At 60.8% G+C, this 17,080-nt stretch carries 14 protein-coding genes; 6 read left to right on the top strand and 8 right to left on the bottom strand.

The window, feature by feature from the left end; all coding sequences use genetic code 11:
* Positions 1-61 precede the first annotated feature (61 nt).
* The 3 genes from BUE09_RS17810 (at position 62) to BUE09_RS17800 (ending at position 4,810) form a co-directional block, all read left to right on the top strand.
* On the top strand, positions 62-2,284 hold the full coding sequence (locus BUE09_RS17810) for a primosomal protein N' (protein WP_073303051.1): 2,223 nt from the start codon (positions 62-64) through the stop codon (positions 2,282-2,284).
* 117 nt (positions 2,285-2,401) lie between these two features.
* Positions 2,402-4,144 carry an arginine--tRNA ligase gene (gene argS, locus BUE09_RS17805; RefSeq protein ID WP_073303048.1) on the top strand — a complete coding sequence of 581 codons (1,743 nt, stop codon included), beginning with the start codon at positions 2,402-2,404 and terminating at the stop codon, positions 4,142-4,144.
* On the top strand, positions 4,145-4,810 hold the full coding sequence (locus BUE09_RS17800; RefSeq protein ID WP_073303046.1) for an SPOR domain-containing protein: 666 nt from the start codon (positions 4,145-4,147) through the stop codon (positions 4,808-4,810). It abuts the gene before it with no gap.
* Positions 4,811-4,895: 85 nt separating this feature from the next.
* Here the strand turns inward: BUE09_RS17800 and BUE09_RS17795 are convergent, their stop codons facing one another.
* The 4 genes from BUE09_RS17795 to trxA form a co-directional block, all read right to left on the bottom strand.
* Complete coding sequence (locus tag BUE09_RS17795; protein WP_073303044.1) at positions 4,896-5,867, bottom strand: CDP-6-deoxy-delta-3,4-glucoseen reductase; 972 nt, start codon at positions 5,865-5,867, stop codon at positions 4,896-4,898.
* Between the two features lie 34 nt (positions 5,868-5,901).
* Positions 5,902-7,368 (bottom strand): 4-hydroxy-3-polyprenylbenzoate decarboxylase, encoded by a 1,467-nt coding sequence (ubiD, locus tag BUE09_RS17790; protein ID WP_073303035.1) that lies wholly within the window; start codon positions 7,366-7,368, stop codon positions 5,902-5,904.
* Between the two features lie 123 nt (positions 7,369-7,491).
* Positions 7,492-8,751 carry a transcription termination factor Rho gene (rho, locus tag BUE09_RS17785; RefSeq protein ID WP_073303033.1) on the bottom strand — a complete coding sequence of 420 codons (1,260 nt, stop codon included), beginning with the start codon at positions 8,749-8,751 and terminating at the stop codon, positions 7,492-7,494.
* 229 nt (positions 8,752-8,980) lie between these two features.
* Positions 8,981-9,307: a thioredoxin TrxA gene (gene trxA, locus BUE09_RS17780; protein WP_019341284.1), complete on the bottom strand. Its 327-nt coding sequence runs from the start codon at positions 9,305-9,307 to the stop codon at positions 8,981-8,983.
* A gap of 200 nt (positions 9,308-9,507) precedes the next feature.
* Here trxA and ppx point away from each other — a divergent pair, with 200 nt between their 5' ends.
* A complete protein-coding gene (gene ppx, locus BUE09_RS17775; protein WP_073303031.1) occupies positions 9,508-11,010 on the top strand; it encodes an exopolyphosphatase in 1,503 nt (500 codons plus the stop codon).
* Positions 11,011-11,064: 54 nt separating this feature from the next.
* Here ppx and ppk1 read toward each other — a convergent pair whose 3' ends face one another.
* Both ppk1 and hemB read right to left on the bottom strand, forming a co-directional pair.
* Positions 11,065-13,269: a polyphosphate kinase 1 gene (gene ppk1, locus BUE09_RS17770; protein ID WP_073303029.1), complete on the bottom strand. Its 2,205-nt coding sequence runs from the start codon at positions 13,267-13,269 to the stop codon at positions 11,065-11,067.
* Between the two features lie 19 nt (positions 13,270-13,288).
* A complete protein-coding gene (gene hemB / locus BUE09_RS17765) occupies positions 13,289-14,302 on the bottom strand; it encodes a porphobilinogen synthase (RefSeq protein WP_073303026.1) in 1,014 nt (337 codons plus the stop codon).
* 315 nt (positions 14,303-14,617) lie between these two features.
* Between hemB and elbB the strand changes: the two genes are divergently transcribed.
* Positions 14,618-15,280: an isoprenoid biosynthesis glyoxalase ElbB gene (elbB, locus tag BUE09_RS17760; protein WP_073303024.1), complete on the top strand. Its 663-nt coding sequence runs from the start codon at positions 14,618-14,620 to the stop codon at positions 15,278-15,280.
* 152 nt (positions 15,281-15,432) lie between these two features.
* Positions 15,433-15,900, top strand: a complete 468-nt coding sequence (locus BUE09_RS17755; RefSeq protein ID WP_073303022.1) for a thioesterase family protein — start codon at positions 15,433-15,435, stop codon at positions 15,898-15,900.
* A gap of 50 nt (positions 15,901-15,950) precedes the next feature.
* Here BUE09_RS17755 and BUE09_RS17750 read toward each other — a convergent pair whose 3' ends face one another.
* A complete protein-coding gene (locus BUE09_RS17750) occupies positions 15,951-16,412 on the bottom strand; it encodes a YaiI/YqxD family protein (protein ID WP_073303159.1) in 462 nt (153 codons plus the stop codon).
* Between the two features lie 14 nt (positions 16,413-16,426).
* Complete coding sequence (locus tag BUE09_RS17745) at positions 16,427-17,059, bottom strand: LysE family transporter (RefSeq protein ID WP_073303020.1); 633 nt, start codon at positions 17,057-17,059, stop codon at positions 16,427-16,429.
* Between the last annotated feature and the right edge of the window lie 21 nt (positions 17,060-17,080).

The raw sequence follows: 17,080 nt of genomic DNA, 5'->3' as shown, positions 1-17,080 counted from the left end.
AGACGAGCCTGCCGCTCCGCCGGATCGTTTAAGATCGGAATTCGCCGCCAAGGACTTTCGCGTGCCGCTATACATACTCCGCCTCGCGCTGCCCTCACCATTGCGCAGACTCTTCGATTACCTCCCGCCAGCTGGCATTCCGCACGCCGGGCTGCAGCCTGGAATGCGCCTGCGCGTGCCCTTTGGCCGACGCGAGGTCATCGGGATACTGGTGGAAGTCGTCAGCCACAGCGAAGTTCCCGAGGCGAAGCTCAAACCGGCTTTGGAGCTGCTCGATGCGCGACCTCCTCTGCCGTCACCGCTGCTCAAGCTATGCCTATGGACCGCCCAGTATTACCAACACAGCCTTGGCGATACCTTCAGCTGGGCGCTGCCAGTCCTGCTGCGTCAGGGCGAACCCGCCGAGGCGAGGCAGAAGCGGTTCTGGCATGCCGCCAACGGCGCACGACCGGACGACCCTCGACTGAGCCGGGCCCCTCGCCAACGCGAAGCCCTCAAGACCATCGCTCAGCATCCACATGGTGTGGCGCATGCCTTGCTTTCCCAACTTCAGTTAAGCAAGGACAGCCTTGACCTACTGCTGCAGAAAGGTTTGCTGCGAGTCGAAACCCGGCGCAGCCACCCGAGTCAGCGACACCAGGGCAGCTGGCTGCTGCAACCGGAGCTACCGCTGAATCAGCAGCAACGAGCTGCCTTCGAAGCCATTCGCGCCGGCCTGGATGGCTTCCAGGCATACCTGCTCGCCGGTGTCACCGGAAGCGGCAAGACCGAAGTTTACCTGCAGTTGATCCATCAGGTGCTGGAGACAGGCAAGCAGGCGCTGGTATTGATCCCCGAGATTAACCTCGGGCCACAAACCCTGGCCCGCTTCGAGAAGCGCTTCAATGCCCGCATCGCTCTGCTCCATTCCAACATCAACGATCGCGAGCGGCTGGATGCCTGGCTCGCGGCACGAGACGGTGAGGCAGACATCATCATCGGCACCCGCTCTGCACTGTTCACCCCGATGAAAAACCCTGGACTGATCATTCTCGACGAAGAGCATGACGCCTCCTATAAGCAACAGGAAGGCCTGCGCTACCACGCGCGCGACCTGGCCGTAGTCAGGGCGCGCGAGGAAAACGTACCGATCCTGTTGGGGTCTGCAACGCCGTCGCTGGAAAGCCTGCATAACGCGCATAGCGGTCGCTACGGACTGCTGAGGCTGACCGAGCGTGCCGGCGGTGCACAGCCGCCACGCTTCCTCCGCCTGGACGTCAAGAGCCGCCCGCTCGATTCCGGCATTTCCGGCCCGTTGCAGCAGGCCATCGCGCAAACGCTTGCTGCCAGCCAGCAGGTACTGGTCTTCCTCAATCGGCGCGGCTTCGCGCCCTCGCTGCTGTGTCACGACTGCGGCTGGATCGGTCAGTGTCCTCGCTGCGACGCCAGAATGACCTTGCATCAACGCCATAATGAGCTGCGCTGCCACCACTGCGGCCATACAGAACGCCGACCGCACAGCTGCCCGGACTGCAATAAGCTAGACCTGAGACCCGTCGGTGCGGGCACCGAGCGCGCCGAAGAGCGCCTAATAACGCTCTTTCCTGACTATCCGGTGCTGCGCATCGATCGTGACAGCACTTCTCGAAAGGGTTCGATGGAGCAACTGCTGAGCACTATCAACCGCGGCGAGCCGTGCGTGCTGGTGGGCACCCAGATGCTTGCGAAGGGCCACCACTTCCCCCGTGTAACCCTGGTGGCCATCCTTGATGCCGACGGCGGATTGTTCTCGGCAGACTTCCGCGCCAGCGAACGCATGGCTCAACTGATTGTCCAGGTAGCCGGCCGCGCCGGGCGGGCCGAAGCGCCCGGCAAGGTGATCATCCAGACCCATTTGGCTGATCACCCGCTGCTGGTCCAACTGACGGAGCAGGGCTATTTTGCCTTCGCTGAACAGGCGCTAAGCGAGCGTCGCGCTGCCGGCTTGCCGCCTTTCAGCCATCTTGCGTTGCTGCGGGCCGAGGCGGCGAAACCCGGCCAAGCCGAAGACTTTCTCGACGAGGCCTGCAGCCAGGCCGAACAGCTGATGATGCAACTCGGCCTGACAGGGGTCGAATTGCTCGGGCCGGTGCCCGCTCCGATGGAACGACGTGCCGGACGCTTTCGCGCGCAGCTGCTGTTACAAGCCAACGCCCGCGCGCCTCTACATAATCTTATGAACACCTGGCTGCCGCGGGTGGAGACGCTGCCCGGCAGCCGCAGCGTCCGCTGGTCACTGGATGTTGACCCGATCGACCTGTTCTGACGTCGAGCTATCACACAGGCTCCCGCGCAACTAAGCACCTTAAGCCTTGAAGGTTCGCCCTCGGGGCACTGATAATGTCCAGTTTTCGACCAGAGCCCACGGCCGACCGAGCAAATAATGAAAGACAGCATCCGCCATCTGATCCAGCAAGCCCTGGCCCGTCTCACCGCTGAAGGCGTGCTGCCGGAGGGGGCGAACCCGACTATTCAGGTGGAGAACACCCGCGACAAGACCCACGGCGACTTTGCCAGCAACGTCGCGATGATGCTGGCCAAGCCCGCCGGGATGAAGCCGCGCGATCTGGCACAAAAGCTCATCGAAGCATTGCCAGCAGACCCCGGCGTCAGCAAAGTGGAAATTGCCGGCCCGGGCTTTCTCAATTTCTTCCAGAACAGCGCTGCGTTGGCGCAGCGGTTGGACGCCGCCCTTGCCGACACTCATCTCAGCGTCAGCAAAACGGGCTCTAAGCAACGCGTTGTGGTCGACCTCTCCTCACCGAACCTGGCGAAGGAAATGCACGTCGGCCACCTGCGCTCGACAATCATTGGCGATGCCGTCGCGCGCGTTCTTGAGTTCCTCGGTGACGAGGTAATCCGGCAGAACCACGTGGGCGATTGGGGCACCCAGTTCGGCATGCTGCTGGCTTACGTGAAGGAACAACCTAAGGGTTTCGACTCTCCCGAGCTGGCCGATCTGGAAGGCTTCTACCGAGCGGCAAAGCAACGGTTTGACGAATCGCCCGAGTTTGCCGAGCGCGCACGCCAGCTCGTCGTCGAGCTTCAGGCCGGCGACGCCGAATGCCTGCGGCTATGGAAGCAGTTCAACGAACTCTCACTCAGCCATGCGCAGCAAGTCTATGACCGCCTCAACGTCCGGCTTACCCCGGACGACGTCAAGGGCGAAAGCGCCTACAACGCCGAACTGGCCGACATAGTCGCATCGCTCAAGGCCAAAGGGCTGTTGAGCGAAAGCAACGGCGCCCAATGCGTCTTTCTCGATGAATTCAAGAACGCCGAAGGCAACCCGCTTCCAGTGATTGTGCAGAAAGCGGGCGGCGGCTATCTGTATGCGACCACCGACCTGGCCTCCATGCGCTACCGCAGCCAGCAGTTGAAGGCGGATCGCGCGCTGTACTTCGTCGATCAGCGCCAGGCGCTGCATTTCCAGATGACTTTCGAGGTGGCAAGACGCGCCGGCTTCGTCGGCAGCGACATGCAACTCGAACACATGGGTTTCGGCACCATGAACGGTGCGGACGGTCGGCCCTTCAAGACCCGTGATGGCGGCACCGTGAAGCTGGTCGACCTGCTCGACGAAGCCGAGCAACGTGCCTATAGCCTGGTCAAAGGCAAAAACCCGGATCTGGAAGAAGGGGAGCTGCGGCAGATCGCCCGAGCTGTCGGTATCGGCGCAGTGAAATATGCAGACCTGTCCAAGCACCGCACCAGCGATTACAGCTTCAACTTCGAGCACATGCTCAGCTTTGAAGGCAACACAGCGCCCTACCTGCTCTATGCCTATACCCGAGTAGCCAGCGTGTTTCGCAAGCTGGGTACCGGCATGGACGGACTCAATGGCGAGATCAATATGGAAGCCGAACAAGAGCAAGCGCTTGGCGCGAAGCTGGCTCAGTTCGCCGAAGTGCTTAACGGTGTGGCGGAAAAGGGCGTACCCCACCTGCTGTGCAGCTATCTATATGACCTGGCGGGGCTGTTCTCCAGCTTCTACGAGCACTGTCCGATACTCGGCGCCGAGAGCGAGACTGTAAAACAGAGCCGTCTGCGTCTGGCTGCCCTGACCGGCAAGACGCTGAAACAGGGCCTCTCCCTGCTTGGCCTGGAAACGCTGGAGCGGATGTAAGTGGCAGCCAGGAAAAAACCCGCCCCGAAACGTGGCGCGAGCCGCTACCAGGCACCCGCCAAGAAGCCCGTTCCCGGCTGGGTCTGGCTGGTTTGCGGCCTGGTTATCGGTGGCTTCATCGTGTTCCTGATGAACCTCGAACCTGGCGGCGATGAGATCAAGCGCGCCAAGGACACAGCCAAGCCCAAGGAGATGCCAAAGCGTTCGCCCTCCACTACGGGCCAGCCAGCGAAACCGAAGTACGACTTCTATACACTGCTGCCTGAGTCTGAGGTGATCCTGCCGCCTGAAGCGCCAAAGCCAGAGCCAGAGCCGGCCAAGCCGGTTACACCGGAGGACGCCGCCAAGATCGACGCAGCGCGCGCCGAAGCCGCTCTCAACGGCCAGGTCCCACCGCCTCCACCGACAGTGGCCAAGGCACCAGTGACTCAGTTCTTCCTGCAGGCCGGCTCGTTTCGCAAAAAGCCCGAAGCGGAAAAAGTCAGAGCGCAGATCATTCTGCTCGGCCAGGATGTACGGGTTGAGAACGTGACCGTGCGTGACGAGGAGTGGTATCGGGTGCTGGTCGGGCCATTTGCCGACCGGGCAAGACTCGATCAGGCCCAGAAGGCACTATCAGCGAGTGGCTACAAGAACCTGCTGCTACAGCAGCGCCAGAGTCGCTGAGCCGAGGCTTTAGCTAAGCCCGGAAGCAGCGCTGTAGTCAGCGCTGCTTCTCGACCGGTGCTCAGGACCTGCCCAGCGCCTGGCTCTACAGATCCCGTGGCGCATAGGCAAACACATCTGCACGCATCTGTTTCGCATCCATCCCCGCCTCCACCAAAGCATCCAGCGTGCCGTAGACCATGGCCGGAGAGCCACTGGCATAGACATGGACCGGTTCGAGATCGGTGAAGTCCTCACAGACCGCTTCGTGCAGCATGCCGCACCGCCCCGTCCACTCACAAATGTCGCTGACAACCTGATGCAGAAACAGATTGGGCATCTGCTGCCATTCCTGCCAATGCGGCAATTGATAGAAATCTTCAGGTCGACGCACGCCCCAGTACAGATGTACCGGATAGTCGAAGCCCTCGGCCCGGCAATGTTCGATCAGGCTGTGCATCTGGGCCATACCGGTACCTGCGGCGATCAGCACCAGCGGCCCTTTCGGCAGCTCGGCGAGATGGGTATCGCCGAACGGCATCTGCACGCGTGCTGTCCCGGTGCGCCTGATCAACTGCAACAGGTCGATGGCTGACGATTCGCGTGCCAGCACATGAAGTTCGAGCTCACGCCCGCGCCCTGGCGCGGACGCTAGCGAAAAGGCGCTGTATTCTCCATCCTCACGCTCGAGCAGCAAGTACTGCCCCGCGTGATAGCGCGGCGGTTTTCCGGCCGGCGCGCGGAGCAGCAGACGAAACACGTCGCCGCCCACCTCTTCACAGCTGACGAGCTGGCAACTGAGCGTACGCACCGGGAGCTCGCCCGGTGCGAGCACCCCATCCCACAGCAGGACGCAGTCTTCTTCGGGCTCAGCCAGGCAGGCGAAGACCTCGCCATGATCATGGCTTTCACCGCGCTGACGCACCCGGCCGTTCACCAACAGGGCGGCGCAGATCAGGCAGTTACCGTTGCGGCATGCCTGCGGGCAGTCGTAGCCCAACCGGCGCGCGGCGTCGAGGATCAACTCACCACGTTCGACGTCGAGCACTGCTCCGGAAGGTTGCAGGGTTACTTTCATCAATTCAAAACCTGAGTAAATGCGCGACTGGTCATCAGTCGATGCCCAGGTCGGCCCAGAGTTCGTCGACTCTCCGCTTGACGGCCTCATCCTGGACGATGACGCGCCCCCATTCACGGCTGGTCTCACCCGGCCACTTGTGGGTCGCATCGAGCCCCATCTTGCTGCCAAGACCGGATACCGGCGAGGCGAAGTCGAGATAATCGATCGGCGTATTCTCAATCAGCACCGTATCGCGCTTGGGATCCATACGTGTAGTGATCGCCCAGATAACGTCATTCCAGTCCCGAGCATTGATATCGTCGTCAGTAACGATGACGAACTTGGTGTACATGAACTGCCGCAAAAAGCTCCATACGCCCAGCATCACGCGCTTGGCGTGGCCAGGGTACTGCTTCTTCATGGTTACTACCGCCATGCGGTAGGAACAGCCTTCCGGTGGTAGATAGAAATCGGTGATTTCCGGGAACTGCTTCTGCAGGATCGGGACGAACACCTCATTGAGCGCAACGCCGAGAATTGCCGGCTCGTCCGGTGGCCTTCCGGTATAGGTGCTGTGATAAATCGCATCGCGGCGCTTGGTGATGCGCTCGACAGTGAATACCGGGAAGCGGTCGACTTCGTTGTAGTAGCCGGTGTGATCACCGTATGGCCCTTCATCGGCCATCTCGCCAGGCTGAATGTACCCTTCGAGAACGATTTCAGCCCCAGCTGGCACCTGCAAGTCGCTGCCCCGGCATTTGACCAGCTCGGTACGGCTGCCGCGCAGCAGGCCAGCAAACGCATATTCGGACAGCGAATCTGGAACAGGCGTGACGGCGCCGAGAATCGTGGCCGGATCGGCGCCGAGCGCCACCGCCACCGGATAGGGTCGGTCGGGATACTTCTCACACCATTCACGAAAGTCCAGCGCGCCGCCCCGATGACTGAGCCAACGCATGATCACTTTATTGCGGCCGATCACCTGTTGACGATAGATACCAAGGTTCTGCCGCTCCTTGTTAGGGCCCTTGGTAATCGTAAGCCCCCAAGTGATCAGTGGCCCAGCATCGCCTGGCCAGCAGGTCTGCACCGGTAACCGGGACAGATCGACATCATCACCTTCGATGACCACTTCCTGGCAGGGCGCGTCCTTGAGCACCTTGGGCGCCATGCTGATGACCTTCTTGTAGATCGGCAGCTTGTTCCAGGCGTCCTTCAGCCCTTTTGGCGGTTCCGGCTCTTTGAGAAAGGCCAAGAGTTTGCCGATCTCGCGCAGCTCGGACACCTCGTCAGCACCCATACCCAGGGCAACACGCTTGGGCGTGCCGAAGAGGTTTCCGAGTACCGGCATATCGAAGCCGGTCGGATTCTCGAACAGCAGCGCCGGGCCCTGCTTGCGCAGGGTTCGGTCGCAGATCTCGGTCATTTCCAGAACGGGCGATACGGCGGTTGAAACGCGCCTGAGTTCACCGCGCTGTTCCAGACCTCGAATAAAGTCGCGCAGATCGCGATACTGCATGCTTGAGCCTCGCAGGGGCCGGCAGGTGTCGGGGCGACGAGTTTAGCCTTGGCGCGGGCCGATTCAAAACCTGCAGACAGACAGAGGCCGGGTTTCCCCGGCCTCGGTGACATGACCAGACGCTTACTTGCGCTTCATTGACATGAAGAATTCTTCGTTGGTCTTGGTGTCCTTGAGCTTGTCGAGCAGGAACTCGATGGCTGCGCTTTCATCCATTGGATGCAGCAATTTGCGCAGAATCCAGATGCGCTGCAGCTCTTCCTCGCTGGTCAGCAACTCTTCGCGGCGGGTGCCGGACTTGTTGATGTTGATGGCAGGGAACACGCGCTTCTCGGCGATACGGCGATCAAGCTGCAACTCAAGGTTACCGGTGCCCTTGAATTCCTCGTAAATCACCTCGTCCATCTTCGAACCGGTTTCCACCAGCGCGGTGGCGAGAATGGTCAGACTGCCGCCTTCCTCGATATTCCGCGCAGCACCGAAGAAACGCTTGGGCTTCTCCAGAGCGTGAGCGTCAACACCACCGGTCAACACCTTCCCCGAGCTCGGAATCACGGTGTTATAGGCACGGGCCAGACGGGTGATGGAGTCCAGCAGGATCACCACGTCCTTCTTGTGTTCGACCAGCCGCTTGGCCTTCTCGATCACCATCTCGGCGACCTGCACGTGGCGGGTCGGCGGCTCGTCGAAGGTGGAGGCGACCACTTCGCCGCGCACAGTGCGCTGCATTTCGGTCACTTCTTCCGGGCGCTCGTCGATCAGCAGGACGATCAGGTGGCACTCAGGGTTGTTACGGGTGATGTTGCTGGCAATGTTCTGCAGCATGATGGTCTTGCCCGCTTTCGGCGGGGCGACGATCAGGCCACGCTGGCCCTTGCCGATTGGCGCACAGAGATCGATCACCCGGCCGGTCAGGTCTTCGGTGGAGCCATTACCGGCTTCCATCGTCAGTCGCTTGTTGGCGAAAAGCGGCGTCAGGTTTTCGAACAGAATCTTGTTCTTGGCGTTCTCTGGACGATCGAAGTTGATCGTGTCGACCTTGAGCAACGCGAAGTAACGCTCGCCTTCTTTCGGCGGGCGAATTTTGCCGACGATGGTGTCGCCGGTGCGTAGGTTAAAGCGGCGAATCTGGCTCGGCGAGACATAAATGTCGTCAGGCCCGGCGAGATAGGAAGAATCCGCGGAGCGCAGGAAGCCGAAGCCATCCTGGAGAATCTCCAGCACGCCATCACCGGAAATTTCCTCACCGCTTTTCGCGTGCTTTTTCAGCAGAGAGAAAATCACGTCCTGCTTGCGCGAACGGGCCATGTTGTCGATGCCCATCTGTTCGGCCATTTCCAGCAGTTCGGTGATGGGCTTTTGCTTAAGTTCGGTCAGATTCATAGAAAGAGTCAGAAGGGGTGAAGAAAGCGATTAGCTTGAGAAGCCGCGCAGCAAGAGACGAACAGGTTCGTTGTGCTTTATGAGGCTGAAGTGCGTCGGCGACGGCATGCAGAGGGCGACGGAGAAGCGTCGCAGGGCCGAATTTAGCACCGTGCAGGCGAAGCGTCCACCCTGCAGTTATAAAAAAGCCCCCGCGTTTGCGAGGGCTTTTGAAAGCAGCAACCGTGAATCAGATATTGCTATCCAGAAACGCTGCCAGCTGCGACTTCGACAGCGCACCTACCTTGGTCGCCTCGACGTTGCCGTTCTTGAACAGCATCAGGGTCGGAATACCGCGTACGCCATACTTTGGCGGGGTTTCCTGGTTCTCGTCGATGTTCAATTTGCAGACTTTGAGCTTGCCTTCGTATTCCTTGGCGATCTCATCGAGTACCGGAGCAATCATCTTGCACGGGCCACACCACTCGGCCCAGTAATCGACCAGAACAGGGCCATCGGCCTGGAGCACGTCCTGCTCGAAGCTGCTGTCGCTGACGTTGTTGATGTATTCGCTCATGGAGTTTCTCCAGGGTCAAAATCAGAAGTGACGCCATCATAGCCCGGCTTGGTGCGGATCGAAAGTCGCAGCCTGTCGCTTGGGCAATAGACCATGGAAGGCACAATGGATCGATCACGGAGCGCTATGGCGCAGCGCTGCGCGTTGGCGGATGACGGCGATCATGTCAGGATGTCGGGGTTTTGCACAGAGACTGCCCCATGCGCCCAACAGCCGCCGAACCCTTTCCGATGATCGCCGCCCTTGATCTCGGCTCGAACAGCTTCCACATGGTGCTGGCCCGCACCAGCAACGGCGAGATGCGCATCCTCGAGCGGCTCGGCGAAAAGGTCCAGCTGGCCGCCGGCATTGATGAGAACAGACAGCTCGACGATGCTGCCATGCAGCGTGGCCTGGACTGCCTTCGCCGCTTCGCTCAGCTGGTCAATCATCTCCCCCAGGGGGCGGTGCGGGTGGTCGGCACCAACGCCCTGCGCGAAGCGCGCAACCGCGCGCAATTCATTCGACAGGCTGAGACGATCATCCAGCATCAGGTCGAGGTGATTTCCGGCCGAGAAGAAGCACGGCTCATCTACCTGGGCGTTTCGCATACTTTTCCTGCCTCTAGCGGCAAGCGCCTGGTTGTCGACATTGGCGGCGGCAGCACCGAATTCATCATCGGCGAGGGTTTCGATTCGCTGTTGCGTGAGAGCCTGCAGATGGGCTGCGTGAGCTTCACGCAGCGGTTTTTTCAGGACGGCAAGATTACGCCGGCCCGCTACGCGCAGGCCTATACCGCCGCGAGGCTGGAGCTAATGAGCGTCGAGCACGGCCTGCACCGGCTCGGCTGGCAGGATGCGGTGGGTGCGTCCGGCACCATTCGCGCCGTCGGTCTCGCGATCAAGAGCGCCGGGCTTGGCAATGGTGAAGTCACGGCTGATGGCATCGGCTGGCTCAAGCGCAAACTGTTCAAGCTGGGCGAAGTGGAAAAGCTCGATCTGGACGGCATCAAACCGGACCGCAAAGGCATCTTCCCCGCAGGCCTGGCCATTCTCGAAGCGATCTTCGACGCCCTGGCACTGACCAGCATGGCGCACTCTGAAGGCGCATTGCGCGAAGGCGTGCTCTACGACCTGATCGGCCGGCATCATCAGGAAGATATCCGCGACCGTACGCTGAGCTTCCTGATGGAGCGCTACCACGTCGATACCGAGCAGGCCGCACGGGTTGAAAGCAAGGCGCTGGAGGCGTTCGATCAGGTGTCATCGGCCTGGGGGCTGGATGAGGAATGGCTGCGGGAACTGCTCGGCTGGGCCGCCCGCGTGCATGAGGTCGGCCTGGATATCGCCCACTACCACTACCACAAACATGGTGCTTACCTGATCGAGCACTCCGACTTGCCCGGCTTCTCGCGTCAGGATCAGCAGATGCTGGCGCTGCTGGTTCGCGGCCATCGGCGCAACATACCCAGGCAGAAATTCGAAGAAATGAGCGAAGACGGCGTGAAGCTGACTAGGCTCTGTGTGCTGCTGCGCTTCGCGATCCTTTTTCACCACATCCGCGGCCCGCAACAAGCGCCAGCGTTTCAGCTCAACGCTGGCGACAACAGCCTGGACGTAGCCTTTCCTGATGGCTGGCTAGCCAACAATCCGCTGACGCAGGCGGATTTCGCGCTGGAAGCGGACTGGCTCAAGCGAATCGATTTCACCCTCAGCGTACGCTGAATCCAGCGGGCGGCGGGCCAACTCGCCAGTCACCACCCTTGAGAAGCCGGCTGCTTATCGCGCAGTCGGGCTACCCAGACGTTCCAGCAAAGCGTTCTGTACGTTTCGCGGATTCTGGTTACCACTCGGGCTGTTACGCAGGTAACTGCCGTCCGGCTGCAGCACCCAACTCTGGGTGTTGTCGGTCAGGAAGCCCTCGAGCTCCTTCTTCACCCGCGTCACCAGCTTCTTGCCTTCGACCGGGAAGCAGGTCTCGACCCGGCGATCCAGGTTGCGCTCCATCCAATCGGCGCTGGACAGGTACAGCTTCTCATCGCCCCCGTTGAGGAAATAGAACACGCGGCTGTGCTCGAGGAAGCGCCCGATGATCGAGCGCACCTGGATATTGTGCGAGACCCCGAGAATCCCCGGGCGCAGACAGCACATGCCGCGCACGATCAGATCGATGCGCACGCCGGTCTGACTGGCTTTGTACAACGCTCGGATCATCTTCGCGTCGGTCAGCGAATTGATCTTGAGGATGATATGCGCCGGCTTACCTTCGCTGGCATGCTGCGTCTCCTGAGCGATCATGTCGAGCAGCGCTTTCTTCAGGGTGAACGGCGCATGCAGCAGTTTCTTCATGCGCATGGTCTTGCCCATGCCGATCAACTGACTGAACAGCTTGGACACGTCTTCGCAGAGCGCGTCATCCGAGGTCAGCAGGCTGTAGTCGGTGTACAGCCGCGCGTTACCGGCGTGGTAGTTACCCGTCCCGAGATGGGCGTAGCGCCGCAGCTCACCATTCTCCCGGCGCAGTATCAGCATCATCTTGGCGTGAGTCTTGTAGCCCACCACGCCGTAGATCACCACGGCCCCGGCCTGCTGCAACCGACTGGCCAATTGCAGGTTGGATTCCTCATCGAAGCGCGCACGCAGTTCGATGACCGCAGTGACTTCCTTGCCATTGCGCGCGGCTTCAACCAGCGCGTCGACGATTTCGGAATTGGCACCGGAGCGATAAAGCGTCTGCTTGACCGCCAGGACGCAAGGGTCCTTCGCCGCCTCGCGCAGCAGGTCGACCACCGGCGTAAAGGATTCGTAGGGGTGCAGCAACAGAATGTCCTGCTTGCCGACCACGCTGAATATGTTTTCGCTGTTCTGCAACAGCTTCGGGATCGCCGGCGTGAAAGGCATGTACTGCAATTCCGGGTGGCTATCCAGTCCGGTGATACCGAACAGCCGAGTCAAATTGACCGGGCCGTTGACCCGATACAGTTCGCTCTCGCTCAGGCTGAACTGCTTGAGCAGGAAATCCGCGAGGTGCTTCGGACAGGTATCCGCCACTTCCAGCCGCACTGCGTCGCCATAGCGCCGGGAAATCAGCTCTCCGCGCAATGCTCTCGCCAGGTCCTCGACGTCTTCGGTATCGACCGACAGGTCGGCATTGCGTGTCAGGCGGAACTGGTAGCAGCCATTGACCTTCATGCCATGGAACAGGTCGTCGGCATGGGCGTGAATCATCGAAGAGAGGAACACGTAGTTGGCACCCGGCCCACCTACGTCCTCCGGCACCCGGATAACCCGCGGCAACAACCGCGGGGCAGGAATGATCGCCAGCCCGGAATCGCGGCCGAAGGCATCGATACCTTCAAGCTCGACAATGAAATTCAGACTCTTATTGACCAGCAACGGGAACGGGTGGGTGGGGTCCAGACCGATGGGCGTGATGATCGGCGCGATCTCGTCGCGGAAAAAGCGGCGTACCCAGGCCTTGATCTTGGTTGTCCAGTTGCGCCGCCGGATGAAGCGCACCTGATGCTTGGCCAGCTCTGGTAGCAGGACCTCGTTGAGAATCGAATACTGGCGGTTGACCTGCTCATGGACCAGTTCGGAAATACGCGCCAGCGCCTGGTGCGGCTGCAGACCGTCGGCACCGGCCTGCTCACGCGCGAAGGTGACTTGCTTCTTCAGCCCGGCGACACGAATCTCGAAAAACTCATCCAGATTGCTGGAAAAGATCAGCAAGAACTTGAGCCGCTCCAGCAGCGGATAGGACTCGTCCAGCGCCTGTTCCAGCACGCGGATATTGAATTGCAGCTGTGACAGCTCACGGTGGATATAGAGGCTGTTGTCATCCAGATTCGGCGGCGGCGCCGGTGGCGCTGGTACCTCCTCTGTTTTCTCCACCTCAGGCGCTGGCGGCGCCAACTCCTCGAGGGGCTGCGCCTCGACGGCAGCAGCCTGCAATTCGCGTTCGCTGAGTCCCTGGTTCGTCATCGCTTTGCCTCGGCAGGGCTCATTGCCCCTGTTTTAATTGTTGTGCCGCCTGTTTGGCGAAATAGGTGAGGATGCCATCAGCACCTGCGCGCTTGAAGGCGGTCAGCGACTCGAGGATGACCGCCTCGCTCAGCCAGCCATTCTGAATCGCCGCCATGTGCATCGCATACTCGCCGCTGACCTGATAGACGAAGGTCGGCACACGAAAGGCATCTTTAACTCGCCAAAGAATGTCCAGATAAGGCATGCCCGGCTTGACCATGACCATATCGGCGCCTTCGGAAAGGTCCGCGCCGACTTCGTGCAGCGCCTCATCACCGTTGGCAGGGTCCATCTGATAGGTATTCTTGCTGCCTTTGCCCAGATTCGCCGCCGAACCCACCGCATCGCGGAACGGCCCGTAGTAGGCACTGGCATATTTGGCCGAATAGGCCATGATCCGCACGTTGTGCTGATCGGCCACTTCCAGCGCTTCGCGAATGGCCTGGATGCGCCCGTCCATCATGTCCGATGGCGCGACCACCTGTGCGCCCGCTTCTGCGTGGGACAGGGCCTGGCGGACCAGTGCGTCGACCGTGACGTCGTTTTGCACGTAGCCCTGCTCGTCAAGAATGCCGTCTTGCCCGTGCGTGGTGAAGGGGTCCAGCGCAACGTCGGTGATAATGCCGAGTTCCGGGAAGCGCTCACGCAACGCACGGGTGGCACGCTGGGCGATACCGTCGGGATTCCAGGCCTCTGCCGCATCGAGCGATTTCTTCTCCAGCGGGGTTACCGGGAACAGCGCCAGTGCCGGAATGCCCAGCGCGACCAGCTCTGCGGCCTCTTCCAGCAACAGATCGATGGAAAGACGCTCTACGCCAGGCATCGACGGCACCTGCTCGCGACGATTTTCACCATCGAGCACAAACACGGGAAGGATCAGGTCATCCACGCTCAGCCGGTTCTCGCGCACCAGGCGGCGCGAAAAATCATCACGACGATTACGACGCAGCCGGGTAGCGGGGAACAAGCGATTGGCGGGAACGAAACTCACGGTGAACTCCTGGCCCGCAGGGCGGGCGAATATGACGTTTATAAGCCGACAGCGTGACAGATTGATGACAGGCCATCAGCTCGACCGACGATTGCCCTCATTGTCGCCACCATGGGCAGGCTCTGCCAGTGCTTTGAACAGTCAATATCCGTAGCTCAGCGCCTGAGCCAGACGCACCGACGTTGGAACGCCCGCCGCGATGCGCAATCCAATCATCATCTCGATGGACTTACTTTGAGCCGCGCCGACGGCTAGCATCGAAGGCATTCGCCTGGTCTAGTTGCCAGGCTGCTGAACCTGACCAGGAGTACCTCAATGAATAAAAAAGTCGCCGTAATTCTTTCCGGCTGTGGTGTGTACGACGGCTCGGAAATCTACGAGAGCGTTATCACGCTGTTGCGCCTGGACCAGCGTGGCGCCAAGGTTCAATGCTTTGCTCCGGACATCGAGCAAATGCACGTAATCAACCACCTAACCGGCGAGGAGATGCAGGAAAGCCGCAACGTGCTAATCGAGTCCGCACGCCTGGCCCGCGGGGAAATCAAGGCATTGCGCGAAGCCAATGTCGAAGAGTTCGATGCGTTGATCATGCCGGGCGGGTTCGGCGCGGCAAAAAACCTGTCCGACTTTGCCACCCAGGGCGCCGGCTGTACCGTTCTCCCCGAGGTACTGTCACTGGCCAAGGCGTTTGCCGAGGCCGGCAAACCGGTCGGCATGATGTGCATCGCACCGACCATGGCGTCGCAGATCTTCGGCCGCGGCGTGGTCTGCACGCTGGGCAACGATGACGATCCCGCGGCAGCCGCAGCGCGGGAGATGGGCATCGAACATGAGGCGTGCGAAGTCACCGAGATCGTCGAGGATTCCAGGCATAACCTGGTGACAACCCCCGCCTACATGCTGGCGCAATCCATCAGCGACGCGGCATCGGGGATCTACAAGCTGGTCGACCGGGTACTCGAACTGACCGGCAAGTAGCGCCTCGCCTACGCGCAATTCCCGCCCAACGGCGGGAATTGTGGTGCTCGTGCCGTGGCGATACAGCCAATCTCACCGGCGCACCCGCCGCGCCACTGTTCAATCCCGTCGCCCTCCGGCAGCTTAGCTCGACCTGCCCGAGAGCCTGACGCATGAATCTCCCGATCGACACCATCGAAGAACAACAACGCGCCGTGCGTCAGCTGTTCGAGCGCATTCCGTTCAACGAATACCTGGGCATCGAACTGGACGAAGTGACCCGCCAGCGCGTAGTGATGCACCTGCCGATGAAGCACGAGCTGGTCGGTAATTTCTTTCACGGCATTTTGCATGGAGGGGTGATCGCGTCGCTGCTCGACGTCGTGGGCGGCGCCATGGCGATGATCGGCGCCTTCGAAAAGCATCAGCACCTGACGACCGAAGAGCGCGCCCTGCGCCTGTCGCGCCTTGGCACTATCGATCTGCGAATCGACTACCTGCGCCCAGGGCGTGGCGAACGTTTCAGCGCCGCCGCAACGCTGTTACGTTCCGGCAACAAGGTGGCAGTGGTGCGCTCAGAACTTCACAACGAAGAAGGCGTGTTGATCGCAGTAGGCACCGGCACCTATCTCTGCGGTTGATCACAAAGCGCGACCTGAAAGGAAACAGACCCTGCTACAGCGGCCGTCGGCTAGCGAACGCCGGTGCGAGCGAGCTGCGTCAATAGACGATCCAGCGCGTTAGCGAATGCCTGGCGATCACGGTCGCCGTAAGCCGCCTGGCCACCGCCCACCTGGCCCTGCTCACGCAGATCAGTGAACAGATTGCGCACCGCCAGACGATCACCCATGTTGCGCTCATCGAATTCACGCCCGCGCGGATCGAGCGCGGCTACACCTTTCTTCACCAGGCGATCCGCCAGCGGCACATCGCTGCAAATCACCAGCTCGCCAGGCTGCGCTTGCTCGACCAGGTAATCGTCCGCAGCATCCGGGCCACTCGGCACGACAATCAGGCGAACACAGGCGAAGGCCGGCTTGACCTGACTCTGACCCGCGACCAGCAAGACCTCGAATTTGCGCTTGAGCGCAAACTTGATCAGCTGTTCTTTTGCGGCCTTGGGACAGGCATCGGCGTCAACCCATACCCGCAACGGCACGGCTGCCGTCATGTTACCGCCCGCTGTACCGTGGCCAGCAAGGCGGCAGCACCGGCGAACATGGCGGCGAAACTGCGGTTGACCAGCCGCTGCTGACGCGGCGTGCGCAGCAGCCGCAACACCTTGGCTGCCAGACCGGTATAGCCCGCCATGACGATCAGGTCGACGACCACCATCGTGGCGCCCATATGCAGGTACTGCACTACCAAGTCTCGCTGCGGATCGAGGAACTGCGGCAACACGGCAAGAATGAACACGATGGCTTTCGGGTTGCTGGCATTGACCAGAAAACCGCGCAACACCAGTGCCTGCGGTCGGCCGATTGGTCGAGGCGCGGAACTGTCATCGAGCATTTCCGGCAACGCGCGCCATTGCTTCAGTGCCAGCCACAGCAGGTAGGCGACGCCGAACCACTTGATCACACTGAAGGCCAGCGAAGAGGTTGCCAGTACTGCTCCTACCCCGGCTGCCACCACCGCGATCTGCAGCGCCAGCGCGATTTGCAGGCCGATGGCGTTCCAGTAGCCACGCCAGAAGCCGTACTGCAAGCCACAGGACATCGAGGCGATCGCGCCCGCGCCGGGCGACAGGCTGATGACCCAACAGGCAATAAAGAAGGCAAGCCAGGTTTCGAACGTCATGGTTGATCCTCACTCCACCGG

Origin of the sequence: Stutzerimonas xanthomarina DSM 18231 (assembly GCF_900129835.1) — a bacterium.
In the GTDB taxonomy this organism is placed as follows: Bacteria; Pseudomonadota; Gammaproteobacteria; order Pseudomonadales; family Pseudomonadaceae; genus Stutzerimonas; species Stutzerimonas xanthomarina.
Note: the sequence above shows the minus strand (reverse complement) of the source record. Positions and strands in the feature narration are given on the sequence as shown.

Excerpts from the sequence above, each read along its gene's own strand:
- argS (WP_073303048.1), top strand. The coding sequence starts at position 2,402 with ATGAAAGACAGCATCCGCCATCTGATCCAGCAAGCCCTGGCCCGTCTC.
- BUE09_RS17795 (WP_073303044.1), bottom strand. The coding sequence starts at position 5,867 with ATGAAAGTAACCCTGCAACCTTCCGGAGCAGTGCTCGACGTCGAACGT.
- ubiD (WP_073303035.1), bottom strand. The coding sequence starts at position 7,368 with ATGCAGTATCGCGATCTGCGCGACTTTATTCGAGGTCTGGAACAGCGC.
- rho (WP_073303033.1), bottom strand. The coding sequence starts at position 8,751 with ATGAATCTGACCGAACTTAAGCAAAAGCCCATCACCGAACTGCTGGAA.
- trxA (WP_019341284.1), bottom strand. The coding sequence starts at position 9,307 with ATGAGCGAATACATCAACAACGTCAGCGACAGCAGCTTCGAGCAGGAC.
- ppx (WP_073303031.1), top strand. The coding sequence starts at position 9,508 with ATGCGCCCAACAGCCGCCGAACCCTTTCCGATGATCGCCGCCCTTGAT.
- ppk1 (WP_073303029.1), bottom strand. The coding sequence starts at position 13,269 with ATGACGAACCAGGGACTCAGCGAACGCGAATTGCAGGCTGCTGCCGTC.
- elbB (WP_073303024.1), top strand. The coding sequence starts at position 14,618 with ATGAATAAAAAAGTCGCCGTAATTCTTTCCGGCTGTGGTGTGTACGAC.
- BUE09_RS17755 (WP_073303022.1), top strand. The coding sequence starts at position 15,433 with ATGAATCTCCCGATCGACACCATCGAAGAACAACAACGCGCCGTGCGT.
- BUE09_RS17745 (WP_073303020.1), bottom strand. The coding sequence starts at position 17,059 with ATGACGTTCGAAACCTGGCTTGCCTTCTTTATTGCCTGTTGGGTCATC.